We start from the raw sequence: 24,695 nt of genomic DNA on the forward strand, positions 1-24,695 counted from the left end.
ACTAAGGATAGGCGGGCTGCCACTTTGCAGTCTTCAAAAGTTTCTTTAAATATTTATTATAGTAAAATAAAAGTGAGAAGTAGGAAAATGAGAGAGGGAAGATATTATGACTGAAGTCACTCATCTTGATACTAAATATCTGCAACAAATATTTAAGTATATTCAAGACGGGATCATCATCATGAATACCGACAGGGAAATCCTGAAGGTTAATCCTTCTGCTGAGCGGTTAACAGGTTGGGTTAAAGGCGATCGGGTGCCATTCTGTTCCTTTTGCCGACAAAGAAATCTTCGTACAGATAAACAAGCTTGCTATTTGCTTGAAAATGATGAAATTCCTTACTTTAATTCCAAGATGCCGACATATAAGGGGAAAAATATTGATGTAGAGATGAGCACAGCTTTAATCTATCCAGAAACAAGCAACAATCAAAAAGAATACTTGTTAGTTCTCAGGGATAAAACAATTCAAAAAAAAGAGGAAGAAGCCCGTTTATCAAAGCTAATTATCAGGCAGTTAATCGAAGCAAAGGAGTCTGAACATAAACGATTGGCGCAAGAACTTCATGATGGTGTTGGTCAATCTTTATTTACGATATCGGTCGCACTTCAAGCCATTGAATCTTATATTAAAGATGATGGAGTTTTGGATAGCTATATTGAAGAAGTAAGAAAAGAGCTGGAAAAGGTAATGGACGATGTGAAATCCTATTCTTATTATTTAAGGCCGCAAAGTTTGGATCAACTGGGCCTGGTTGCGACAATCAATAGTTTAGTTTCTTCCCTTGAAAAAAACAATCCGAAAATATCGATTCAATTCGAAACAAACATGGAGGTTAGATGTGACCCGCATGTCGAAATCAATTTATACCGTGTTATTCAGGAAGCACTTCATAATGTTCTGAAATATGCTCAAGCAAGCAAAGTTACAATCCTTCTCACCGAATCCGAAGATCAATTATCTCTCAGGATAGCAGATAACGGGGTCGGTTTTAATAAAGCTAATTTAAAAAATGAAGGATTAGGATTAAAGCATATGGCTGAACGCATAGATCAAATAGGAGGCAAATTCTTCATCGATTCTAAGCCGAATCAAGGAACCAAAATTAGAATAACTATTCCAAAACGGAAGAAGGACAGACTCTAAATGATAAAAGTGATGATTGTAGATGATCATGTTTTAATTCGGAAAGGTCTTCTCCTCTTGTTACAAAGCTATAGCGATATTGAAATTGTCGGAGAAGCAGGTGATGGTGAAGAAGCCATCCTATGTGCTGAAAGGACAAATCCAGATATCATTTTAATGGATATATCGATTCCAAGTGGCCTGGACGGGTTTACGGCCACTCAAGAAATTATGAAACAAAATGGTTCTGTAAAAGTCATTTTGTTAACGATGCATAATGAAATGGTTTATATTCAAAAAGCGATCGATATTAATGCGCATGGCTATTTATTGAAAAACAGCCAAGGCGGAGAATTGTACCAGGCGATAAAAAGTGTTTATAACGGAAAAAAGTATTATAGCGTAGGGCTGCCGCAAGAACAAATAGAAAAGATGTTCAAGAGAAAAGGAAAAGACAAGTCCTGCATTCTAACGATCAGAGAGCAAGAAGTAGTGAGGTTGACTATTCTGGGTTACACCAATATGCAAATTGCAGTAAAATTGCTTATTAGTGTAAAAACTGTAGAAAATCACAAAGCAAATATTATGCAGAAGCTAAATCTCAAGAACAAATCGGAACTAATACAATATGGCCTAAGCAATAATTATTTAGAGCTGGTATAACCAGGATTAAGAGGCGTAACAAAAGTGGAGCAAAAACCCTTTTGATACACCTCTTTTCTCTTTTTATAAACAATAGTTCGAAAAGTGTTCACAATATTCCTGTGCTATAGGGGGAGTTACCTATGTGTTAATTTTTCGACAACATCTATACTAATAATAAGTTAACAACAAAAGGATGGTGTTTATGAGGGAAACACGAGAAAAAAGATTAGCTATTGTTTCGTTCATAGTCGCAGGGATTATGCTGTTATCCTTTATCAGGAAGTTTTTTTAATATAGAACCTTTGGCTTGTTGAATACATATGAAAGAGGGGATGATGATGTTTGAAAATAATATGGCTATGTATAGCCGATATTTAACTGAATTAACGTTAGCATTTCATATCATTTTTGCGACAATAGGGGTCGGGGTGCCCTTGATGATTGCTTTAGCTCATTGGATAGGGTTGAGGAAAAAGGATCCGCATTTTCTATTGTTAGCGAGACGTTGGTCAAGAGGGTTTGTTATTACGGTTGCTGTTGGGGTCGTAACGGGGACGGCTATTGGGCTTCAACTGAGTTTATTGTGGCCGAACTTTATGGAATTGGCAGGACAAGTAATTGCCTTGCCGCTATTTATGGAAACGTTCGCGTTCTTTTTTGAGGCTATTTTCCTTGGAATCTATTTATATACGTGGAATCGTTTTAAAAACCCTTACTATCATTTCGGTTTATTGATACCAGTCATAATCGGCTCATCGATGTCAGCTGTGTTTATTACCATCGTTAATGCTTTTATGAACGCACCGCAGGGGTTTGAATTAAAGAATGGTGTGATAACGAATATTCAACCCTTAGTTGCCATGTTTAACCCTGCAACACCTACAAAGGTTGCTCATGTACTTTCATCTGCTTATATGACATCGGCATTTGTCCTGGCATCTATTGCTGCGTTCCATTTATTAAAAGGAAGCAAGCATGTATACCATAAAAAAGCATTTCATTTAACCATGATAGCAGCATTGATATTTTCGGTTACCACTGCATTAGTTGGAGATTTATCCGGTAAATACTTAGGGAAATATCAACCAGAGAAGCTTGCTGCGGCTGAATGGCATTTTGAAACGGATGATAAGGCTCCACTTGTATTATTCGGGGTGCTGAATGAAGAGCAGGAGGTAAAAAACGCCCTTAAAATACCATACGCGCTAAGTATTTTAGTTGGGGCCAAACCTTCTGCAGAAGTAATTGGCTTAAATGAATATCCAGAAGACGAGCGTCCACCTTTGTATGTACATTACCTGTTTGATCTCATGGTGACAATTGGCATATTCTTAGCCGGCTTGGCTTTTTTATATGCTGCACTCATCCAATGGAAACAGAAATTTGCCTATAATAAGTGGTTCTTAAGATTATCAGTTATTTCAGGAGGGCTGGCATTAATTGCGATTGAGATTGGCTGGATTTTCGCAGAAGTAGGCAGACAGCCATGGATACTTAGAGGTTATATGAAGACAATCGAAGGTGCAACAACATCCGCCCATGTTGATATTTTATTGGCTGCATTTGGTTTTTTGTATGCCGCATTAGGGGCCGGAAGCATCATTATCCTTCGTAAAATGTTCAAAACAAACACTGCCGAAGCGGAATTAAAAGAGTTGGGTTTATAGGAACAGGAGGTTAGGTTATGTCCCTTGAATTGCTTGGAATTACAGTATTATGGATTTTTTTGTTTGGCTATGTCATAGTAGCCTCAATTGATTTTGGTGCAGGGTTTTTTAGCATGTATAGTGACATATCGGGCCGTAAGGATATGATCCATACCATTATTCAACGCTATCTGTCACCTGTTTGGGAAATTACAAATGTATTTTTGGTCTTTTTCTTCGTAGGAATCGTTGGGTTTTTTCCAAAGACCGCCTTTTATTACGGCACTGCCCTTTTGATTCCTGGAAGCATTTCAATCATATTGTTGGCTATTCGCGGCTCCTATTACGCCTTTGGAACGTATGGGATGAAAAATAATCGTATACTTACTTTTTTATATGGAATGACCGGAGTGTTTATTCCAGCGTCCTTAAGTACGGTTTTGATTATCTCTGAAGGGGGCTTCATATCAGTAAAAGGAAAGCACGTGAAACTGCATTTGCTCGAGTTGCTGACAAGCCCTTTTGCATGGAGTGTCGTCCTATTGGCAATTGTAAGTGTTTTGTTTATCTCAGCAAGCTTCCTGACCTGGTATAGCTCTAAGGCAAATGATTATAAAGCGGGAGCGTTATTGCGCAAGTATACATTAGCCTGGAGTTTACCTTCTGTTTTATCAGCATTGGTTGTGGTATTGAGTATGAAAACACACAACCCGGAACACTTTGAGAATATGATCCAATATTCTTGGATGTTGATCTTATCGATCCTCTTTTTCTTCATAGCTGTTTTCTTCTTTTATAGAAAGAAACATTATGGAGCAGCATTTTTAAGTGTTGTTTTGCAATACGCTTTAGCCTTTTTCGCATATGGAACTTCACATTATCCATATCTTTTATATCCTTATTTAACCGTACAGGCTGGCTTTACAAATGAAACGATGGCAAAAAGTCTGGTCATCGTCTTTATACTGGGACTCTTATTGTTAGTGCCATCTTTTTTGCTCGTATTAAAACTTTTTGTTTTTGATAAAAATTATATTCAAGGAAAATAACAGGAGGTTAATAAAATGCAGGATTTTCTTATTATGTACGCTCCACAGCTTGTTGTACTGGCATCCATTATCGCAGTTTTTGTTTGGGGTACAAAAAGCAGTTTTTTTGAAAAATTGGAGTAATCGTACATGCCAAGCTTCATTTGTTGACTTTTTTCTCCCCAATCAAACTATATACCTATATGGGTATATAAGTGAAAAAATTTATGGGGAAGAAGAATGAATAAAAAAGTAGCAATTATAGCAAGTAACGGTGATTATTCGATGCGTATAAAGTTTTTAATATTGCCACAGCATCTGCTGCAACCGACCAAGAGATATCTATTTTCTTTACATTTGAAGGGCTGAACCTTATCCATAAGGAAGCGTATAGGCAGCTGCCCGCACCGGAAGGGAAAGAGCATTTTGCAGAAGGTTTTGCTAAAGCCAGTGTTCCTTCCATTCCAGAGTTAGTCGACATGGCAGTAGAGATGGGCGTTTCATTCATCGGCTGTCAAATGACGATGGATGTTATGGGTCTGCAAACAGAAGATTTTGTTGATGGAATTGAAGTTGGCGGAGCAGTAACATTTTTAGACTTCGCGAAGGATGCAGACGTAACATTGACGTTTTGATGAGAATAATAAAAAGTGGCGAAGCCAGCTAAACGAGTTCCGTTTGAAGTGCAAATAAGATAAAAAGCAGTTTGTTTCTCCTTACTATTTAAGTAGTCATTCACAACAATAATCACATTAGAAAACGCTGTTGATTTCACTCATGAACAGCGTTTTCTAATGGTTTCCAATTAAGGTCTTTTACATCTTTCTCCTTTGGTTTCCTATCAAACTCATTACATCTTTCCTCACAAGCTCCAAATTCAAGAAAGTTGTTTTGTGCATGTCTTAATGAAGGGCTGTTTGCACCGCCATCATAATCAGGGTCACTATATTGAAATCCATCATCTTCCCAAAAACAAATACTGCAAACTTCATATGTTCCTGGTGGTTTTTCATCTAAAGTTTTATAACCACAACAAGGACAAGTATATTTCATATTTCTCACCTCAATTAGCAGGCTATTTTACAACTAGAGTGATTTACTATTTTCACCGCGTATCGGACCCCGGTTCAGCCAGTTGTGACTCTTTTTATTCTTCTCATTTAAAGTTAAGTGTCAAAGAATGTATTTATTGTTTCTATAAGTCTATAGATTCTTTCTATCATTTACCGCAGTTAGAAGAATTTATAATAAAGACAGGCACTTTCATACATTTTCCGTAACAAAAAGTTTTATGACAGTAGAGTTATAAAATCATTATTGGCGGTGAAGAAAATGAAAAAAGTAGTTGGAATTATTGGAGGAATGGGTCCTTTGGCAACAGTCGATTTAATGACCAAAATAATCTCCCATACGGCCGCAAAAAATGACCAGGACCATATCCACATCATTGCAGACAACGACACTCAAATACCCGATCGAACATCGGCAATCATGGGAAAAGGAGAAGATCCTGCACCATATATGGTGCAATCCGCATTGCGCCTCCAAAACGCTGGTGCTGACTTTCTCGTCATTGCGTGTAATACTGCCCATTTTTTCTATGATACTGTTCAAAATGCTGTTCGAATTCCCATCTTACATATGCCTTTAGAGACCGCTGATTTTTTACAGGAACACGGCTTTAAAAAAGTGGGTTTGCTAGCTACCAATGGGACGATTAAAACTAAGCTGTATCAGCGTTATTGTCAAAGCTGCGGCATCGAAGTCCTTGAACCAGAAGAGGAAATCCAGAAAACAGTGATGGAAGGAATATATTCGATCAAGAGGGGCGATCTAGCAACAGGTGCTTCCCTTCTTTTAACTGCTGCCGATAAATTATTAACGGAGGGTGCCGAGGCGGTTATTGCGGGGTGCACAGAAATTCCACTAGTGCTTGCATCATCTCCGCATCTTTGCGTCATTGACCCTACAGAAATTTTAGCAGAAGCGGTAATCAAAACAGCAGCAACAACAACTAGCGAACTGCAATTGGTTTAGCTTCAAAATAAAACATTTAGGGGGTATCCCCTCGGATTGGGGAAAGGGACCTTTATAGATGAGTTAGTAGAGATCGTCTTTGCCTAGCTGGTTTAGCTGGTAAAAGGCGATTTTCTTTGCTTTTTTAAAGATAATGTTGGTAATGGTCGTTCTATCTACGGCAAAGCCAGTTCTATCTACATTTGAAGTAAAAAATCCCCATAAGAATGCGTATATACTGTTGAAAGTCGACAAAATGCTGTCTACTAACCCATTTGAATTTTAGTAGTTGGGATTCTCGACTAATCTGAGGGGGTTACCCCCTTTTTATTTTTACCTGTATAATAAAAAAGGAAGTGGTATAGGTGATCTGAAATAAGGAGCAGTTAAACATGAATATCGAAAATATTGAAGCCTTCATTTATGTATGCCAACTGGGTAGTTTCAATAAAGCAGCAGAAGCTCTTTATTTAACTCAGCCTTCTGTAACAGCGCGCATTCAATCCCTCGAACGAGAAATTGATATCAAGCTTTTTAATAGATGCGGGAATAAGATTTCTTTAACAGATAGAGGGGAATACTTCTTTCCACATGCAAAAAAAATCCTTCAATCGTACCAGGAAGCTAAGTATGGATTGCAGCAAGTCATCATCCCGTACGAACTAGTGATTGGGAGTGCCACGTCCATTTCGAACAACGTTCTCCCGGGCATTCTGCCTACCTTTAAATCACAGTTCAAGGATGTTCGGATAAAAATTATCACGGGACATTCCAAAGACATTTTACAAAAGGTCATTAACAAGGAAGTCGACTTCGGCATCGTACGGACAGAAACGCATCCTCAGGTAGAATCAATCCGCCTTTATAATGATCCGATCAGCCTTATTGTCTCCCGAAAGCATGCTTATTTAAAAGAAAAAGAAGTTACAGTGGAAGAGGTTGGTAAGCTTCCGCTTATCTTTTTTGATTACGGATCATTGGACTGGCTTATGATTCATCGGCTATTTCTCAGTAATGACGTGGACCCGAATATATATTTAGAAGTGGATAACATGGAAACAGCCAAAAATTTAGTGTTAGAGGGTTTGGGGATTAGTTTTTTGCCTGAACATTGTGTCAAAAAAGAGCTGGACAACAATGAACTATTTCGGGTTGAAATGATACCGCATGCAAACAGAAATATAAGTATCGACGTTATATATTTAAAAGGAAAACCTAAATCTATTTTTATGGATTTTCTTGAGAGTAAAATGTTCGATCAAAAATAATTCATTACTAATGCTTTTTGAAAAAGTTTAGGAAATTTTATTTTTTTTACTAGGATTTTAGGCTTAATTTTTAAAAATGAGAACACGCGTTCCTATTTTAGGCTGGTTCATGCTATAATTAAGAAGCAATAGCCGGAACTCAAGGGTGGTCGGCTATCCCCCGGGAAAGGGGGTGATGCCTTTTGACAGTTTTTGAAGCACTGATGGCCATGTTCTCGTTTGGGAGCCTGATCATTGCTGTTCTGTCATTTAATCAAAAAAAATAGACCTCCCTTGACCACAAATTGAGGGAGAGGTCCAGTTATCTGATGGCCGATCCTCGTGGGGAACGGTTATTGCAGGAACCGCAGGTGGGCAAACACCTGTGGTTTCTTTATCGTCATATTTACACTTTTAGGATACCATATTTCTTTAGTACTGTCACGGCTTTGTCATCATAAAAGGAAATCGTTTCCTGTGTTTTTTAACTCTTGCTTTTTTCCGGTTTGATAGCCACGAATGTTGCAGCTGCCGCAGCCAGGCTTAACCCGGTTAATAAGAAAAACATCATTTTTTCTGAGTTTTTCATCATCAATGCAATGACTGGCGGGCCCGCAGCCACGCCGATAAACCGCATTGAACTGTAGATAGAGGTTATTGTACCGCGCTCTTCTTTCTCAATGCTTTCTGTGATGAGAGCATCAAGTGGCGGCAGACTGGCACCAATGCCAATGCCGCTTATCAGGAACATCGTAATAATAAACCATAGGTCTTTTGAAAAACCGAGAATGGCGGTTGATATACCAAGGAGGAGAGCACCCCCGAATGCAATCCATTTCATTAGCACTTTATTTTTCTTGATCAGCTTCCCGGTCAGGAATGAAGAAAAGCACAAAACACCAAGCGGCAGGGCCAAAATCAAGCCTTTTTTCATGTATTTGATTCCATACTCCAACTCAAGTACATCCGAAAGATAAAAGAGAACACCGAACAGGACAAACATCAAGATGACCCCAATAAAGAAAATCGCGTAAAGCATACTTCCATTTTCGGTGAAAGTTAGTTTAACTTTCTTTAAAAAGTCCTTGAAAGGCAATGCTTCTTTTTTCTTTTTCGGACTTTTTACAAAAAACGCCATGAGCAAAATGGAAATGCTGCAAAGGACAGGAATGGCAAAAAAAGGTATATACCAAATGAACCCTGCCAAAAATGATCCAAGAACAGGGCTCAACACTTTACCGAGTGTGTTAGATGTTTCTATTTCTCCAAGTGCGCTGCTGACATCATTCTCACTCTCGAACATATCGCCAACAAGCGGGAGGACAATTGGGAAGCAGCCTGCTGCACCGGCCCCCTGCAATGCCCTGCCCCCGAGGAGGATCCAGTATCCTTCCGCCCCCATAAGGGAGGCCCAACCGCAAATGGCTCCGCCTATTCCAACAAGGATGAGGCTTGGGATAATGACTTTTTTTCTTCCAATATGGTCTGAAAGATAACCTGCAATCGGAATCAGGAAAATGGCAATAACCGAATAGACCGTAATGATGAGACTCGACTGAAAAGCAGATATATTCATTTCTTTTTCCATAACCGGAAGGACTGGAATCAGCATTGAATTTCCAAGGGTCATGACAAGAGGAATAGATGCAATTGCTAGAATGGCTGCTTTTTGCTTGCCGGCAGATTTTCCGGATTGTTTTTGAGATGATTTCTCCCCTGGCTTGGTGAACAGTTTTTCAACATAGTTCATTTCTAAACCCGCCTTTTTTTCATTCTGTTTATATTGTTGGCCTTAACCGACTATTACAATGATGTTTTTTTTTGGTAAAATTGTTGGACGTATTAGCTGAACAAGCTAAAATAAGATAAAAACGACGAGGTGGAGAAATGAAAGAAGGAGAAATCATACAATTAAGCATTGGTCAGCCAAAGAAACATATTTGGAAAGGGAAAGAGGAAAAGTCGGCAATTGGAAAATCAGGAGTCAAGGAAGCATTGCTCACAAGAGCAGGGTTCATAGGTGATGGAGTCGGGAATCCAGAATTTCATGGCGGGGCAGACCGGGCTGTTTGCCTTTATTCATATAACCATTATCCGTTGTGGGAACAAATGACTGGGGAAAAGATGAACCCGCCTGCATTCGGAGAAAATATTACAGTTGGCGGCATGGTGGAAAGTAATGTTTTTATAGGGGATGTTTTCCAAGTGGGGAATGCAGTCTTGCAAATATCTCAAGGCAGGATTCCGTGTTCGACGATATCTAAGCATAATGATGTGGATACCCTTTTAAAAAGAGTAGTTGAGACAGGGTTTACTGGTTATTTTTTCAGAGTGGTGGAAGAAGGGACAATCAGGGAAGGAGACCGGCTTGTTCTGCTGGAGAGGGAGCAGGAGGTTATTTCTATCCTAAAGGCCCACAGGCTCCTTTTTCACGAACAAAAGCATTACAGGGATATAGAAACCGCTCTTGGGATTGATACTCTTGCCGAAGCATGGAAGGAAAGGTTAGGCCGCCTTCTTTCTTAATCTTTTTAGCAGGCATATACAGAGCGGAGAATCCGGCAATGGAAGCCGGATTCATTTTCTTCCTCTGACACAGACGGTAAGAACCGGCCTTACTTTTTTAAAGCTGACTTTGATATCATTGTATCCTGCCATCAGCAAATCTTCTTTTATTTTCACGCCGAGCCGCCTGGCGGTTTCATCATCCGCTCCTTCTTCGCGGGGCTGGACAGTGATTGTCAGCTCCCCATCTTTATTAAGCAATTCCCGAATATTCACAAGGGATTCATGGGGTCTTTTCCAAAGAGGATAGTTATTTACTGAAAAAACTTTATTATAGGTTATTCCAGGGGCGAAATCGTGGATATCTACATTGAAAAGCAGTACTATTCCTTTCATGATGCCATCATGATTCTTTTTATCTGCTTCTTCCTTCATTTTTGCCGAAACGTCAACACCGTGAATAGTGATATCCTTATTCGCTGAGGCAATTTCCCTGATAGCGAATCCGGGCCCGTAGCCAATCTCGAGAATTCTTTCACCTGGTGACGGCTGGACATATTGAAGGGTCCATCTGTTGATTTTGCGATTCTCAAAGAACATCACACACCCGGCTATTTTTCCTAATATTCCTTTTGGCTTTTCAAACTGTCTGGCCATGATATCATTGATCATTTTATGCACCCTCTTCTCATTCATATTATTGCTGATTCCCTTAATTGCTGTCGTATCAAACACTTTAAAACCTTCCAGCAATTTTATTTCTCGGGAAAGCGCATAACAAGACAGAGAAAGACAATATTTGTGGAGAATCCGGAATAGAATAGGAAGTTGTCGAATGGAGACTCACAAAAAAGGCGTTTGTTTGAATCTTTGACCTATCTCCTTGCTATTGTCGAGGAGATAGGTGTAAAATAGGAGAGTTTTTAGACGTAAAAAAAATGAAATACTATTGTATTACTCCCTTGGAGGATTGATTTTATATGAAAGACATTACCGTGGAAGAGCTTATTGGGTCAAACGAATTTATTCCTGTAGATGTCAGGTCTCCTATTGAACATAAAGAAGCATCAATCCCAGGTTCTGTGAATATTCCGTTATTCTCAGATGAAGAACGGCGGGAAATCGGTATTCTTTATAAAAAGTCTGGCGAAATGGCTGCAAGATGGAGGGCGATGGAGGTGGTATCTCCTAAGCTCCCTGACATTCTGGGCCAGTTTAGGAACCTGGCTGAAACAGGTGCTACGCCCGTTGTCCACTGCTGGCGCGGAGGCATGAGGAGTAAAGCGGTTGCCACCTTTCTGGAATACTCGGGGTGTGAGTCCATTCGCCTCAGCGGGGGCTACAGGGCATTCAGGGAATATATCCTCGAAGAGATTCCGATGCTTCTTCCCAAGAAAGCTGTTATTATCCACGGCATGACAGGGACTGGCAAGACAGACATACTTCACGAACTGCAGGCTAAAGGATATCCTGTTCTCGATTTGGAACAAATGGCGAACCACCGGGGCTCGCTATTTGGCATGATTGGAACAGGTGACGGCTATAACCAAAAAACCTTTGATGCACTTTTGTTCAAGCGGCTTAATGAAATGAAAGGCGCACCATACTTTATCATGGAAGCCGAGAGCAAAAGGATTGGACGGGCTGTCCAGCCTGACAGCATGCTTGACCGCAAGAAGGATGCCATCCATTTATTTGTCCATTCATCCATTGAGAAAAGAGTGGAGCGCATCATGGCAGAATATGTGATCCCATACCAGGGACAAGGCTGGTTTCGTGAAGAGGTGCTTGACAAGATCAGGAAAATTGAAAAACGCTTGAAAAATGTACCGCTTGCGGAAGAACTCGAACAAGCGGTATTGGGTGAAAATTATCCGGAAGTGATCAGGATTCTTCTTATACACTATTATGATCCAAGATACACCCATGCTTTAGGTGAATATGAAGCAAAGTTCATCGAGATAGACGGAGACCATGACAGCGGGGCAGCTTCGTTGATTGAGGAACATTTGCCCAAAGCGGTTAGGGCAGGCAAAGCAATGTGAAAGAGGACGGGGAATAGTTTCCCGTCCTTTTTTGCATAGTTTGATATTGAAAAATTCTATAATTTGTCACATGAAAATTCGGAATATTTCTTATATAATATAGTCAGAGTCACATACTGCGGGAGGTCCTGAACATGCGTGAATCTAAAAATTGCTACCACCGCTTTTCTGTACATGAAGAAAACCTGGGATTTATCACGAATGACGGAATCGATCTATTTGTTGCTGGATCCCGATTCCAAAAATGCATCAGCTGCGGGCATATGGAGTTTATGGTCGAAACAAGCGAACTGATTGAAGAAGCATTGAATGAGAAGAGAAATGAACCGCAGACCCCTAAAAACCTATATTACAACCTTATCCACCTATAGTAATGAGCCGCTGAGCATGTGTATATGGAACATAACGGAAGTGTCGGTGTTGATAGATGGAAAGTAAACCCTCAATTTATCGTTGGGGGTTTTTGTTTTGAATAAAAAAATTTTTTTACAATAAAGTTATTTAATGGTTTAGTAATTTTGCGGTTTTCACTATCTACAGAGTCAAAACCTTTGTACATATAGATTAGCAATGTTAAAATGGCTATGAAAACGTTTTTCCCCAGAATTTTAACATTATTCTATTTACCTTCTTTGACAAATGATGGGGATGTACAACCAACAAAAATATGAAATGGTAGGCGAGTTTTTTTATGAAAAAACCTGCTGGCGGCCAAGAGGCAGCCTGGCCTGATTTATTCGGGCCCAATCTTGGTTATGTAGTCGAGATGTATGAGAAGTACCAGGAAGATCCAGAATCTATTGATCCTGAAATCAGGGGCTATTTTGATCAGGGGTTTATCCCGGAAATACCACAGTCCACTATAAGTGTTGCTTCAACTCAGTCAACTGGAGCTCAAGGCTACAGTCCTGACAAAGTAGCAGCAGCTCTCATGATGGCTGAACACATAAGGGCATATGGGCACCTGTCTGCTGACGTGTTTCCCTTGAAGAATATGTCTTACAGTGATCCACGTATGGATGAAAAAGAGTGGGGGCTTACAGCTGGGGATTTAGCACAAATTCCTGCAAAGCTCATCTCGCCCAATGCTCCTGACTCCGTCAAAAATGGGGCGGACGCTATGGAACATTTAAAGAAAGTTTACACAAACACAATTTCATTCCAATTCCACCATGTACATGACATTGAAGAAAAGAACTGGTTGCGAAGGAAGATTGAAAACGGAAGCGTTTCCACTCCACTTCATGTCAGGAAAAAAACTTCATTGCTAAAGCGCCTTACTGAAACGGAGGAGTTCGAAAGATACCTCCACCGAACATTTGTCGGGCAAAAACGGTTTTCAATTGAGGGACTTGAAACAATGGTTCCGCTTCTAGATGAGGTTATCGCAGAATCCGTCCATGATGGCGTTGAAACAGTGAACATCGGGATGGCTCACCGCGGCCGCTTGAACGTTCTTGCACATGTGCTGGGTAAACCATATGAAATGATTTTTGCTGAATTCCAGCATGCACCTAATAAAGAGCTGGTGCCGTCTGAAGGGTCGATCGGCATCAATTACGGCTGGACCGGGGATGTAAAGTACCATCTTGGCCTTGATCGGCAAATTAAGTCGGATAACACTAAACGGGTCAGGGTGACACTTGCCAATAACCCAAGCCATCTGGAATTTGCAGGTGCAGTTGTTGAAGGTTTCACTCGTGCAGCCCAGGATGACAGGGAGGCGCCTGGTTATCCGGAACAGACTCCTGCAAAAGCGCTTGCGATTTTAATTCATGGCGATGCAGCTTTCCCGGGCCAGGGAATTGTTGCCGAAACACTGAATCTAAGCAGACTTTCCGGCTATAACACTGGCGGTACCATACATGTCATTGCAAATAATACGATTGGGTTCACCACAGAGTCTTCTGACTCAAGGTCCACCCGTTATGCCAGTGACCTTGCAAAAGGGTACGAAATTCCAATCCTGCATGTCAACGCAGACGACCCTGAAGCCGTTGTTGCTGCAGCCAGGCTTGCTGCAGAATATAGAACTGTATTCGGGAAGGATTTCCTTATCGACTTGATTGGCTACCGCCGATACGGTCATAACGAAATGGATGAACCGATGACAACAAATCCGCAGATGTACAAGCTCATCCGCCAGCATCCTACAACGTGTACTTTGTATGCGGAATACCTTCTTAAAGAAGGTATTATGGATACTGCCAAGAAGGAAGAAATAGATAAAGCTGTGGCAGATAAACTGTCGGCTGCCTACGAGAAAGTTCCGGCAGAAAGCACGCACGAAATGGAAGAAACAAATCCTCCAGAAATAATCGAGAACGGGCTGCCGCAAATTGATACTTCAGTAAAAATCGACAGGCTTAAGAAAATCAATGAAGATCTATTGATATGGCCGGCCGATTTTAAAGTATTTGGCAAGCTGGATAAAATCCTGAAGAGAAGACAGGGCGCTTTTGATGAGAACGGAAAAGTGGACTGGGGCCTTGCGGAGACGATGGCTTATGCTACCATTCTTGCAGATGGAACACCAGTCAGGCTTTCAGGACAGGATTCGGAACGCGGCACCTTTGCCCAGAGGAACATTGTGCTTCATGACAGCGAGACGGGAAGGCAGTTTTCCCCACTTCATACATTGCCTGATGCAAAAGCATCATTTGATGTACACAACAGCCCGCTATCAGAAGCAGCTGTACTGGGCTTTGAATATGGATACAATGTCTTTTCGCCTGAAACTCTTGTTCTTTGGGAAGCTCAATATGGGGATTTTGCAAACGCTGCACAGGTTATATTTGATCAGTTCATCGCCGCAGGGCGTGCTAAATGGGGCCAGAAGTCAGGCCTTGTCATGCTTCTGCCGCATAGTTATGAAGGCCAGGGGCCGGAGCATTCAAGTGCGAGGTTTGAACGTTTTTTAAGCCTTGCTGCAGAAAACAACTGGACGGTTGCAAACCTGACAACCGCCGCACAATATTTCCATATTTTACGTCGCCAGGCTGCTATCCTAAATCAGGAGACTGTCAGGCCGCTAGTACTTATGACGCCTAAAAGTCTACTGAGGCATCCGCTGGTCGCTTCAAATCCGGAAGAATTCAGCAAAGGATCTTTCCAGGCAATTATCAGGGAGCCTAAGCTCAATACAGAGCCTTCAAAGGTTGAGAGAGTCGTAATGTGCACAGGCAAGGTTGCAGTTGATCTTTCCGAGAAAGCAGATGCGGAAAAGCAAGACTTCATTGAAGTGTTAAGGATTGAAGAAATTTATCCATTCCCGCTAGAAGAACTGCGTGAAAAACTGGCGAACTTTGAAAACTTGAAAGAGATTGTCTGGGTACAGGAAGAACCGAAAAATATGGGTGCCTGGACCTTTGTTGAGCCAAGGATCAATGAAGCGGCAGGGAACGGTCTGCAGGTCCGCTATATTGGCCGGCGCAGGCGTTCAAGTCCTGCTGAAGGCGACCCGGTTATCCATAAAATGGAGCAGGCAAGAATCATTGAGGAAGCACTGACCAAATAATTAAATCAATATAATAGAGACAAGAAGATAAGGAGAGGATTTTAGGTGGCAGAAGTAAAGGTCCCCGAATTAGCGGAATCCATTAGTGAAGGAACGATAGCCCAGTGGCTGAAACAACCCGGTGAGTTTGTGAAAAAAGGGGATTATATTGTTGAACTGGAAACCGATAAGGTGAATGTGGAAATTATCTCGGATTATGAAGGGGTAATTGCCGAACTGAAAGCCGAAGAGGGGGACACCGTCCGAGTTGGCGAAACAATCGCTGTTATTGGTGAACAAGGAACAGCACAAATAGATACAGGCAGGGAAGCAGAATCTGTGGATGAACCTGAAGGTAAAGCTCCTGTGACTGTTACAAATAATTCTCAGAAAGAAAGCCAGCGTGAAGAGGCTTCTGGTGTGCCAGCGGAAGCAGGGCCGTCAGCTTCTGAAAAGTCAGAGGAACGCGTGATTGCTTCACCTGCAGCACGGAAGCTTGCAAGAGAAAAAGGAATCAGCCTGAGCGAGGTACCTGCAGTAGACCCACTTGGCCGTGTTCGCAAGCAAGATGTCGCTGCGTTTGACCCAGCACCAAAACAGGCGAAAACTGAGCCTGCCAAGCCCGCTGCGGTTCCGGCTGCAGATGGCAGCAAACCTGTAGAGCGGATCAAAATGTCGCGCCGTAGGCAGACCATTGCCAACAGGCTTGTAGAAGTACAGCAAACTGCGGCTATGTTAACTACTTTTAATGAAGTGGACATGACCAATGTAATGAATCTTAGGAAGAAGTGGAAAGACCGGTTCCAAAAAGAAAATGATGTCCGTCTAGGATTCATGTCTTTCTTTACAAAAGCGGTGGTTGCAGCATTGAAGAAATCACCATATTTAAATGCCGAGATTCAGGGGAATGAGCTTCTCCTTAAAAAATATTATGATATTGGTGTGGCCGTTTCTACAAATGATGGCCTTGTTGTTCCGGTCATCCGTGATGCCGACAGGAAAAACTTTGCTGAGCTGGAGGGAAGCCTTGCTGAACTAGCAGAAAAAGCAAGGATCAATAAGCTTACGCTTGGCGACCTACAGGGAGGTACTTTCACGATTACAAACGGCGGGGTATTCGGTTCCCTGATGTCGACTCCAATTCTGAATGGACCTCAGGTTGGGATTCTTGGTATGCACACTATCCAGACTCGCCCGGTTGCAATTGATGCAGAAAGAATGGAAAACAGGCCGATGATGTATATTGCCCTTTCTTATGACCACCGTATCGTTGACGGCAAAGAGGCTGTAACTTTCCTGAAAACAGTTAAACAGTTAATAGAAGATCCAGAGTCCCTTTTGTTAGGAAGCTGATTGAAAAAATCTTCCGCATAAAATGCGGAAGATTTTTTCTTGCACTATAGTTAACATAATCATATTATTGAAAACTAAAAGGATTGTAAAAAAATCGCCAGGAAAGCCTCCTGGCGATTTTGTAAACTATACCTTAGCGATTTTTAAATGGCCGGAGTCCCCGGCGGGAAATTTCGTCTTTTAAAACCTTAGCCCAATCCTTATCCTGTTCCGTCTTCAATGCATCTCGATACGAAGCCACCAATTGTTCGTTGCTCATGATCTTCATTTGCATTCCTCCTCGGTAAGAATGGATTGAATATTCAATTTTTAACTATAAACTCATTGTAAAGGATTATGAAGCATTTGAAAACCCCTAAGCTTTATTTATTTAAAAAAAGTACTTTCGACATATTTCTAGTTAAAACAAAATAGAAATACTGCGAAAAAAGTCGGGTTTGTCACTTGCTTGATTACAATTCATCATTAGCTTCCAAAATGAGTGTACTAGGATAAAGTGGTAAGCCTTAGCGGTTTTTTATATTTATTAGAAGGAATATCACTTTAAAATATTGAATATTCGAACAACGGTGTTATAGTGTTATTAAAGCGTTTCCAATAATTGTCGAGGAAAAGGGAGGAAAAAATGGATGTCTGGTTTGTTAAACACGACAGTCGGAAAACTGCTAGAAGAAAAAGCAAGGCTGCATCCCGGCCATGAAGCAGTTATTTATTCTGATCGGGATTTAAGGCTGACCTATCGGGAGTTTAATGAGCAATGCCGGGAAGCGGCAAAAGGATTTATGAGGCTTGGGGTAGATAAAGGGGATCATGTTGCAATCTGGTCAACCAATACACCAGAATGGCTGGTCTCTCAATTTGCCACAGGTAAGATGGGGGCAGTACTGGTAACCGTCAACACGAATTATCGCTCAGCTGAGCTCGAATATCTTTTGAAACAGTCAGATTCGAGTACGCTAATTTTAAGTGACAGATACAGAGATTCTTCCTACATAGATATTCTGTATGAAATTGTTCCAGAGCTTAAGGAATCACTGCCAGGAGAGTTAAACTGCCCGAAACTTCCCCATTTAAAAAATGTCATCGTGCTTGGGGAGCGTTCTTACCCAGGAGCATACGGCTGGAAAGATATCATTGAAATGGGGCTGGACGTGAACGACGAGGCTCTTGACGTTAGGATGAATTCGCTGGAGGAGAATGATGTAATCAATATGCAGTATACCTCCGGAACCACAGGCTTCCCAAAAGGTGTCATGCTTACACATCGGAATATCGTGAACAATGCCTATAATATTGCATCATGCATGAAACTTGAAAAAGCTGACCGGCTTTGTATTCCAGTACCGTTTTTCCATTGTTTTGGGTGCGTCCTTGGAACACTTGCATGCGTTACCGTTGGGGCAACAATGGTTCCTGTACAGGAATTCTCCCCAAAAGAAGTTCTCCGAACAGTCCAAAAAGAAAAGTGCACAGGGCTGCATGGAGTTCCAACAATGTTTATAGCAGAGCTGAACGACGTCGAGTTTTCACAGTATAATTTGTCATCGTTAAGAACTGGAATTATGGCAGGTTCCAACTGTCCAATTGAGGTTATGAAAGCGGTCATTGAAAGAATGGGCGCGGCTGAAATCACCATTGCTTATGGACAGACTGAGGCATCCCCTGTTATTACCCAGACAAGGACGGATGATCCAGTAGAACTCAGGGTGCAGACAGTCGGCAAGGCTCTTCCGGAGGTTGAAGTGAAAATTGTGACCCCAGGTACATCAGATGAAGTGCCGTACGGAACACAGGGTGAATTATGTACACGAGGATACCATGTCATGAGCGGCTATTATAAAAATCCTGAGGCGACCAGCGAGGCGATTGACGGGGAAGGCTGGCTTCATACGGGAGACTTGGCCATAATGGATCATAGTGGATATTGTCGAATCACCGGAAGGCTTAAGGATATGATTATTCGTGGAGGAGAAAACATCTATCCACGGGAAATCGAGGAATTTTTGTATACACATCCTAAAGTACTTGATGTTCAGGTTGTGGGAGTCCCTGATCAGGTGTACGGGGAAGAAGTCATGGCCTGGGTGATTCTTAAGGAAGGCGTAGAAGCAGATGAAAATGAAATCAGGGAATACTGCAAGGGGAAGATTTCTAGGCATAAAATACCCCGTTATATCAGCTTTATTGACAGCTATCCAATGACGGCTTCAGGAAAAATACAAAAGTTCAGGCTGCGTGAGGAAGCGATGGCACTTGTAAATGAACTAAATATATAATCGGATAATTAGTACAATTTAGCTTATAATACCCTTTAATAAGATGATAAAGTGTAACAAAATGTTCACAAATATATGTGAATATTTTGTTACAACCATTTAATACTTGGCAGATATCCATATAATGAAAAGTATATACCTATAGTGCGAATAAAATAATGATGCTTTTTGATTGTATGGAGGTGTGCCAGGATGAAGTGGGTTCTTGTCTTTATTCTTTGCGGCATCAGTTTGCTGTTTTTAAGCAAGGGAGCAGAGCTCTGGTTTACACTTGGGAACCCGGCGTCAATTTCTTTTCTTGGTGTACCAATCAATGAGAATGTCCCCAAGGAAAGCGTTGCTGGCTATGCACTTGGCTTTACAGTCGCGGCAATAATCCCAGTTTTGGTTGCTGTAAATATTTATTTCCGGGCTGCACTGAAGAAAAAAACTAAATCAACCAAGCTTTAAGAGAAATCCGGATTTTTGCCGGATTTTTTTTATTGGCTCCCCTCGCGTTTTTCGGTTAAGAAGAGTTAATAAATGGAATAAAGAGGATGAAAATGGGGAAGGAATGCGTGCGGAAGGTTTTCAATGTTTGAGCCGATGGAGGCTTAAAGGAATCAATTTGAGTTTAAATATGAAGGAACGCTTCCTCCAAAATACAATATCGCACTAGGACAGGATACCCTCTCCATATGCGGCAAGGGAAGGATCGGCAGGCTGTTCCGGTGGGGGCTCATTCCTTTTTGGGCCAAAAGATAAGAATATTGGGTACAGGATGATGTATGCAAGATCTGAAACAGCTGCTGAAAAAGGCAGTTCAAAACATGGCATTCAAACAGCGCCGCTGCCTAATCCCTGCGGATGGCTTTTATGAATGGAAGAAAGATGGAGAGAAAAAGCCCCCTTACAGGTTTGTGCTAAATAGCAGAAAACCGTTTGAATTTGCTGGATAGTGGAAACAGTGGAGCAGCAATTATAATGTAGAAATTTTCTCCTGCACAATTTTGACCACTACTCCAAATTCCCTTGCTGAAGTGGTACATTACCGGATGCTGGTCATCCTTCCTTAAAAAGCTTGGGGAAAATGACTCAATATAAAGCTGCATGATGCAGATACATTAAAATCACTGCTTACACAATTTGACAGCGAAGCAATGTAAGCTTTTGAGGTTTCTTCTGAAATTAATAGCGTAAACAATGATGAAGCTGCATTAATCGCTCCAATAAATAGTCTTTAAGGTAAAAAAATACAAAAATTGTTCATAATTATTCAATGGTTTAACAATATGGAAGAAGTATAATTGTTATTGGGAATATACGGAATGCGCTGCATGTCATAGCCACGTAAAAAATGATTCCCCTTTTGCAAATTTATGTTTAATCCCAGCCTGAACTGTGGTATATAAACACAGCCGACACCTAGGGAAAACAGCTGGGAAAGAGGGAGTTATAATGAACAGATTTACTGACAATGAAGTTTACGAAATTATATATGATAATAAACGTTTTCCATTCCTGCAATTTATCAGGATAGACCAAATATGCGATGTTTGTTATGTAACTTTAAAAAATATGGTGACTGGTGAAATGTTTACATTCGAACAAGGGGATATTCTTGGTGTTCGCGAAACAAATCCTGCAGGAAACGCCAGCGCGAGCTGAAGAATGGCAGTTGCGCAACCATAGGTTTCTTCTTTATACTTAAAGATGATCTTGTATGAAGGAGTGACAATGGATGATTCACCTCGATTGGCATGATAGAAAAACGATCAAAGAGGTTAAATGTGTACACACAGATGCGAATAAATATATCGTTAACCGTGTGCTGACTGCCGGAAATGTTTACGAAGTTAAAAATGAAACAGATGAGTTCTTTTTTATCATCGATAACACTGGTAAAGTCGGAGGATACTACAAAGATTATTTTGAGGTTGTCTAAACGTGAAAGCTGCCGGGATTATTTCCTGGCGGCTTTTTCGGTTATTAATAAATAAAACCTTTGTTGGGATGGGGGATAAAATGAAGATTGAAAATGTATTGAATGGGGAGACTGTTCAGCTTGTGGCCATGGAAAAAAATCATATTGCTGGCTTGTGGGAAGCTGCAAAACCTGACCAAATTTGGACTCATATGGCGACTAAAATCAGCAGTTATAGTGAGATGGAATCTGCAGTGGAACAGGCGTTGGCAGAAAAGGAAAAAGGGCTCCAGTTTCCATTTGTAGTGGTGGAACGCTCAACGGGTAGAATCATTGGCAGCACAAGATATCTGGATATCTCGACTCAAAATCGCAGCCTTGAAATTGGCTGGACATGGTATAATCCAGCGTTCTGGAGGACAAGGGTAAATACTGAGTGCAAACTGCTGCTCCTGGAGCATGTTTTCGAAAAGTTGAAGATGAATCGGGTATGTTTAAAGACGGACGAAAGAAACATTCGGTCTCAGAGGGCAATTGAACGGATTGGCGGAGTTAAAGAGGGAGTCCTTCGGAAAGATAAAATACTGGCGGATGGGTTTGCGAGAAATACGGTATATTTCAGCATCCTTCCTGACGAATGGCCGCAGGTCAAAGAAAGGCTCAACAGTAGGCTTAAGATAAAAAAATAGTGTAAACAGTAAAGGATTGGTTGAAGAATGAATTATATTGGCATTGGTGTAGGAGGCATCATTGGAAGCCTGCTGAGGTATGGTGCGGGGCTTTTAGTTGCTGGACCATTTTCGACATTGGCCGTCAATCTATCAGGCTCCCTGATTCTCGGTTGGTTTACAGCGAGAGTGGTAGAAAGAAAAGCATTGCCAGAGGTACTTACTGTTTCCATCGGTACTGGAATTCTCGGTTCATTCACTACCTTTTCTACTTTCAGTCTCGATTCCTTAAGGCTGTTGGAGGAGTGGAGGCTAATGGCTTCTGCCTCTTATATGATGATAAGCGGAGTGGGAGGGCTGACAGCAGCCTATTTGGGATATCACGCTGGTAAGAAAAAGATGCGCCAGGAGGAGGAAGGAAAGTATTGAAAACAGTACTCTTAGTCTCCCTTGGCGGGTGTGTGGGAGCAGTCTGCCGGTATTGGATTCAAAACAAACTGGGAGGGCCGCGGTTTCCAGTTGGGACTTTGACGGTAAACCTTTTTGGTTCGTTGCTCCTTGGACTCCTTGCGGGCACGAAGATCGGAGGGCCGCTGTATCTTCTAGCGGGCACTGGATTTATGGGTGCCTTTACCACTTTTTCGACGCTCAATGTGGATCTATTAAGGCTCTTTAGTTCCAGGGAGCATAAAATAGGAATGATCTATTTAGCGGTTACATATGCCGGCGGACTTTCCGCTGTATTTTTTGGGTATTGGCTTGGGACCATCATAATGAAGTAGCATAAGCATTCTAAGCTACCAAAAAACCTTCCGCAAACGGCAAGAGCGGAAGGTTTTTTATAAAGGCATAATTTTGAAGATTTACTTGTTATCAGTTATTCCTTTGGATGCGTTTTTGCTGCTCCATCAATTGTGCCAGGGATTTATCCATTTCAATATACTCCTTGCTGTTTTTGTCGGCTAGGCTGATTTTGCCCAGCAGTGCTGAGATCTCGTTTTGGAGCAGGAGCAGATCTTCTTCCTTCTTTCCAGGAGCTGGTTCCTGTTTCCCTCTGTAATCCTTAAATCCTCTTTCTACTCGCTTAATGTTGCAGTTCTCGATAACAAGAAGCTTTTCACTTATCCTATTCAGGAAGTAAAGGTCATGGGAAACAGCAAGAATTGTACCGGGGAATGAAGATAATGCTTTTTCAAGTTCTTCCCGGCTGGAGAGATCAAGATGGTTCGTCGGCTCATCTAGAATCAATATATCTGCGTTCGCCAGCATCATGCACAGGAGCTTTACCCGTGTCCGTTCGCCAAGGCTAAGCTGGCCTACCGGGCATGTGATTTTCGCATCGTCAAGGCCTAAACTGGCGAAGGCGGTTCTTGCATCAGTAAGTTTTTGCCTGTCAGTTAAACCTGTGTGTTCTAGCGCACTCTTCTGGCCATCGAAATCATCTGCATCCTGGCTTAGATATCCAACCTTCAATGTCTCACTCAACCAGATTTCCCCGCTAAAAACTTGGTCCTTTCCAAGAAGAATATTCAGCAGGGTCGTTTTCCCGCTGCCGTTATCACCAACAATTCCCACCTTTTCCCCGTGCGTGATATAAAATGAGCTATCAGAGAACAATATCCTTTTCCCAAATTTCTTCCCAAGGTTATTTACTTCAAGGATCCTTTTTCCATGGCGCGTTCTTTCCTTAAATTGAAAACGGATTTCTTGCTGCTCTTTAGGCTTCTGCATGGTGTTTTGTTTAAGTTCCCGTTCTAGCCGTTTTCGTTTTGATTTCACTTGGTTATCGAGCTTTTTTGCTTTTACACGATAAAATTCCTTAAATCCGCCTTGCTTTGTCGAATCTCTATGAGCCTTTTCCGACCAGCTGCGGAGGTTGGCCATCTGATCTTCTATTTTCTTTTTGTGTCGCTGTTGGATTTCGTATTCCTGCCTCGCTGCCTCCAGCACTTTCGCTTTTTCTTCATGATATCGTGTGTAATTTCCTGTCCATACTACGGATTTGCCATCCTCAATTTCGACAATACTTGAAACGGACTGGTCAAGGAAATACCTATCATGAGAAATGATGAGAACAGCGCCGGAATATTTGTTCAGCTCGCTGACAAGCCAGTGGATTCCTTTTTCGTCAAGATGGTTAGTCGGCTCATCGAGAATAAGTAGATCTGGGCTGGAGGACCATATATTCGCCAAGGCCACTTTCATTTTCTCTCCGCCGCTTAGAGATGACAGACGGCTGTCATCCCATATATCGAGCTTTCCGATACCAAGCCTGCCTGTATGCTCAAAAACTTCTCCTTCGAACATTGATTCTTCATCAGGCAAGCAAGGATCATTATCTCTCATACTCTGTCTTAAATACCCTATCTTTATGTCTGTACTCGGCGAGTCAATGGTGCCTTTATCAGCACGAAGGATTCCGGCTAAAATGTTGGCAAGAGTCGTTTTTCCAGACCCATTGTGTCCAACTATTCCAATTCGGCTCTCGCGTTGAATGTCAAAACTGACATGATCAAGTACAACCCGGTTTCCATAAGTTTTTTTGATTTCATTTATTTTTATCAATAACATATATACCACCTCTTTATAAAATTTAAAAAATAAAAGAAGTGTTATTTGTCCATGAAAAAAACCCCCTGGCGAAAGCCTAAAAGAGGGTCTGCTCAAAAAGAATATGCCTATAGATTCCGGGAAGGAGGCAAATAAGCCTTTCATAAGTGAAGGGCACAAGTTTCCCGTTT

Annotated in this window: 26 protein-coding genes and 1 pseudogene; 22 read left to right on the forward strand and 5 right to left on the reverse strand. The window is 41.5% G+C overall.

Features of this window, described 5'->3' with window-relative positions; translation table 11 throughout:
- The first annotated feature begins 106 nt into the window (after positions 1-106).
- From D1970_RS08355 to D1970_RS08375, 6 genes and pseudogenes are all read left to right on the forward strand, one after another.
- Positions 107-1,147, forward strand: coding sequence for a sensor histidine kinase (locus tag D1970_RS08355; RefSeq protein WP_119112417.1), 1,041 nt, complete (start codon positions 107-109; stop codon positions 1,145-1,147).
- Positions 1,148-1,789 carry a response regulator gene (locus D1970_RS08360; RefSeq protein ID WP_119112418.1) on the forward strand — a complete coding sequence of 214 codons (642 nt, stop codon included), beginning with the start codon at positions 1,148-1,150 and terminating at the stop codon, positions 1,787-1,789.
- A gap of 320 nt (positions 1,790-2,109) precedes the next feature.
- Positions 2,110-3,438 carry a cytochrome ubiquinol oxidase subunit I gene (locus tag D1970_RS08365; protein WP_119112419.1) on the forward strand — a complete coding sequence of 443 codons (1,329 nt, stop codon included), beginning with the start codon at positions 2,110-2,112 and terminating at the stop codon, positions 3,436-3,438.
- Positions 3,439-3,455: 17 nt separating this feature from the next.
- The gene (locus D1970_RS08370; RefSeq protein ID WP_119112420.1) at positions 3,456-4,466 is read left to right on the forward strand and encodes a cytochrome d ubiquinol oxidase subunit II; all 1,011 of its coding nucleotides are present in this window, start codon (positions 3,456-3,458) and stop codon (positions 4,464-4,466) included.
- Positions 4,467-4,481: 15 nt separating this feature from the next.
- Positions 4,482-4,589, forward strand: a complete 108-nt coding sequence (cydS, locus tag D1970_RS23375) for a cytochrome bd oxidase small subunit CydS family protein (protein WP_374978546.1) — start codon at positions 4,482-4,484, stop codon at positions 4,587-4,589.
- 96 nt (positions 4,590-4,685) lie between these two features.
- Positions 4,686-5,080: pseudogene (locus tag D1970_RS08375) on the forward strand (DsrE/DsrF/DrsH-like family protein).
- Between the two features lie 136 nt (positions 5,081-5,216).
- Here the strand turns inward: D1970_RS08375 and D1970_RS08380 are convergent.
- A complete protein-coding gene (locus tag D1970_RS08380) occupies positions 5,217-5,498 on the reverse strand; it encodes a CPCC family cysteine-rich protein (protein WP_119112421.1) in 282 nt (93 codons plus the stop codon).
- A gap of 279 nt (positions 5,499-5,777) precedes the next feature.
- Between D1970_RS08380 and cuyB the strand changes: the two genes are divergently transcribed.
- The 3 genes from cuyB to D1970_RS23380 all read left to right on the forward strand — a co-directional run bounded on the left by cuyB (position 5,778) and on the right by D1970_RS23380 (position 7,995).
- Positions 5,778-6,482 carry a cysteate racemase gene (gene cuyB, locus D1970_RS08385; protein ID WP_119112422.1) on the forward strand — a complete coding sequence of 235 codons (705 nt, stop codon included), beginning with the start codon at positions 5,778-5,780 and terminating at the stop codon, positions 6,480-6,482.
- 371 nt (positions 6,483-6,853) lie between these two features.
- The gene (locus D1970_RS08390) at positions 6,854-7,729 is read left to right on the forward strand and encodes a LysR family transcriptional regulator (RefSeq protein WP_119112423.1); all 876 of its coding nucleotides are present in this window, start codon (positions 6,854-6,856) and stop codon (positions 7,727-7,729) included.
- Positions 7,730-7,911: 182 nt separating this feature from the next.
- Positions 7,912-7,995, forward strand: coding sequence for a putative holin-like toxin (locus D1970_RS23380; RefSeq protein WP_374978547.1), 84 nt, complete (start codon positions 7,912-7,914; stop codon positions 7,993-7,995).
- 197 nt (positions 7,996-8,192) lie between these two features.
- Here D1970_RS23380 and D1970_RS08395 read toward each other — a convergent pair whose 3' ends face one another.
- Complete coding sequence (locus D1970_RS08395) at positions 8,193-9,458, reverse strand: MFS transporter (protein ID WP_119112424.1); 1,266 nt, start codon at positions 9,456-9,458, stop codon at positions 8,193-8,195.
- Between the two features lie 137 nt (positions 9,459-9,595).
- On the opposite strand from D1970_RS08395, the gene D1970_RS08400 reads away from it, so the two are divergent.
- The gene (locus tag D1970_RS08400) at positions 9,596-10,234 is read left to right on the forward strand and encodes an MOSC domain-containing protein (RefSeq protein ID WP_119112425.1); all 639 of its coding nucleotides are present in this window, start codon (positions 9,596-9,598) and stop codon (positions 10,232-10,234) included.
- A 51-nt stretch (positions 10,235-10,285) separates the two neighbouring features.
- On the opposite strand, the gene D1970_RS08405 is transcribed toward D1970_RS08400, so the two are convergent.
- Positions 10,286-10,948, reverse strand: coding sequence for a class I SAM-dependent methyltransferase (locus D1970_RS08405; RefSeq protein WP_259339593.1), 663 nt, complete (start codon positions 10,946-10,948; stop codon positions 10,286-10,288).
- A 245-nt stretch (positions 10,949-11,193) separates the two neighbouring features.
- On the opposite strand from D1970_RS08405, the gene mnmH reads away from it, so the two are divergent.
- From mnmH to odhB, 4 genes are all read left to right on the forward strand, one after another.
- Complete coding sequence (mnmH, locus tag D1970_RS08410) at positions 11,194-12,258, forward strand: tRNA 2-selenouridine(34) synthase MnmH (RefSeq protein WP_119112426.1); 1,065 nt, start codon at positions 11,194-11,196, stop codon at positions 12,256-12,258.
- 134 nt (positions 12,259-12,392) lie between these two features.
- Positions 12,393-12,629, forward strand: a complete 237-nt coding sequence (locus tag D1970_RS08415; RefSeq protein WP_119112427.1) for a hypothetical protein — start codon at positions 12,393-12,395, stop codon at positions 12,627-12,629.
- A 320-nt stretch (positions 12,630-12,949) separates the two neighbouring features.
- Entirely contained in the window at positions 12,950-15,775 is a 2,826-nt protein-coding gene (locus D1970_RS08420; RefSeq protein WP_119112428.1) for a 2-oxoglutarate dehydrogenase E1 component, read from the forward strand.
- 45 nt (positions 15,776-15,820) lie between these two features.
- Positions 15,821-17,107, forward strand: a complete 1,287-nt coding sequence (gene odhB, locus D1970_RS08425) for a 2-oxoglutarate dehydrogenase complex dihydrolipoyllysine-residue succinyltransferase (RefSeq protein WP_119112429.1) — start codon at positions 15,821-15,823, stop codon at positions 17,105-17,107.
- Between the two features lie 133 nt (positions 17,108-17,240).
- Here odhB and sda read toward each other — a convergent pair whose 3' ends face one another.
- The gene (sda, locus tag D1970_RS08430; RefSeq protein ID WP_119112430.1) at positions 17,241-17,375 is read right to left on the reverse strand and encodes a sporulation histidine kinase inhibitor Sda; all 135 of its coding nucleotides are present in this window, start codon (positions 17,373-17,375) and stop codon (positions 17,241-17,243) included.
- A gap of 370 nt (positions 17,376-17,745) precedes the next feature.
- Between sda and D1970_RS08435 the strand changes: the two genes are divergently transcribed.
- From D1970_RS08435 to D1970_RS08470, 8 genes are all read left to right on the forward strand, one after another.
- Positions 17,746-19,383, forward strand: coding sequence for an AMP-binding protein (locus D1970_RS08435; protein WP_119112742.1), 1,638 nt, complete (start codon positions 17,746-17,748; stop codon positions 19,381-19,383).
- 192 nt (positions 19,384-19,575) lie between these two features.
- Positions 19,576-19,833, forward strand: coding sequence for a hypothetical protein (locus D1970_RS08440; RefSeq protein ID WP_119112431.1), 258 nt, complete (start codon positions 19,576-19,578; stop codon positions 19,831-19,833).
- 317 nt (positions 19,834-20,150) lie between these two features.
- Positions 20,151-20,321, forward strand: a complete 171-nt coding sequence (locus tag D1970_RS22880) for an SOS response-associated peptidase family protein (RefSeq protein ID WP_246370036.1) — start codon at positions 20,151-20,153, stop codon at positions 20,319-20,321.
- 499 nt (positions 20,322-20,820) lie between these two features.
- Positions 20,821-21,030, forward strand: a complete 210-nt coding sequence (locus tag D1970_RS08450; protein ID WP_119112432.1) for a hypothetical protein — start codon at positions 20,821-20,823, stop codon at positions 21,028-21,030.
- Between the two features lie 73 nt (positions 21,031-21,103).
- The gene (locus D1970_RS08455; RefSeq protein WP_119112433.1) at positions 21,104-21,307 is read left to right on the forward strand and encodes a DUF6501 family protein; all 204 of its coding nucleotides are present in this window, start codon (positions 21,104-21,106) and stop codon (positions 21,305-21,307) included.
- Between the two features lie 80 nt (positions 21,308-21,387).
- The gene (locus D1970_RS08460; protein ID WP_119112743.1) at positions 21,388-21,975 is read left to right on the forward strand and encodes a GNAT family N-acetyltransferase; all 588 of its coding nucleotides are present in this window, start codon (positions 21,388-21,390) and stop codon (positions 21,973-21,975) included.
- Positions 21,976-22,002: 27 nt separating this feature from the next.
- A complete protein-coding gene (gene crcB / locus D1970_RS08465; protein ID WP_119112434.1) occupies positions 22,003-22,383 on the forward strand; it encodes a fluoride efflux transporter CrcB in 381 nt (126 codons plus the stop codon).
- The gene (locus D1970_RS08470) at positions 22,380-22,736 is read left to right on the forward strand and encodes a fluoride efflux transporter FluC (RefSeq protein WP_119112435.1); all 357 of its coding nucleotides are present in this window, start codon (positions 22,380-22,382) and stop codon (positions 22,734-22,736) included. Before crcB ends, D1970_RS08470 begins: the two co-directional genes overlap by 4 nt.
- Before the next feature lie 91 nt (positions 22,737-22,827).
- On the opposite strand, the gene abc-f is transcribed toward D1970_RS08470, so the two are convergent.
- Positions 22,828-24,525 carry a ribosomal protection-like ABC-F family protein gene (gene abc-f, locus D1970_RS08475; protein WP_119112436.1) on the reverse strand — a complete coding sequence of 566 codons (1,698 nt, stop codon included), beginning with the start codon at positions 24,523-24,525 and terminating at the stop codon, positions 22,828-22,830.
- Positions 24,526-24,695 lie beyond the last annotated feature (170 nt).

The organism is Mesobacillus zeae (genome assembly GCF_003570705.1).
Taxonomy (GTDB): Bacteria; Bacillota; Bacilli; order Bacillales; family Cytobacillaceae; genus Mesobacillus_C; species Mesobacillus_C zeae.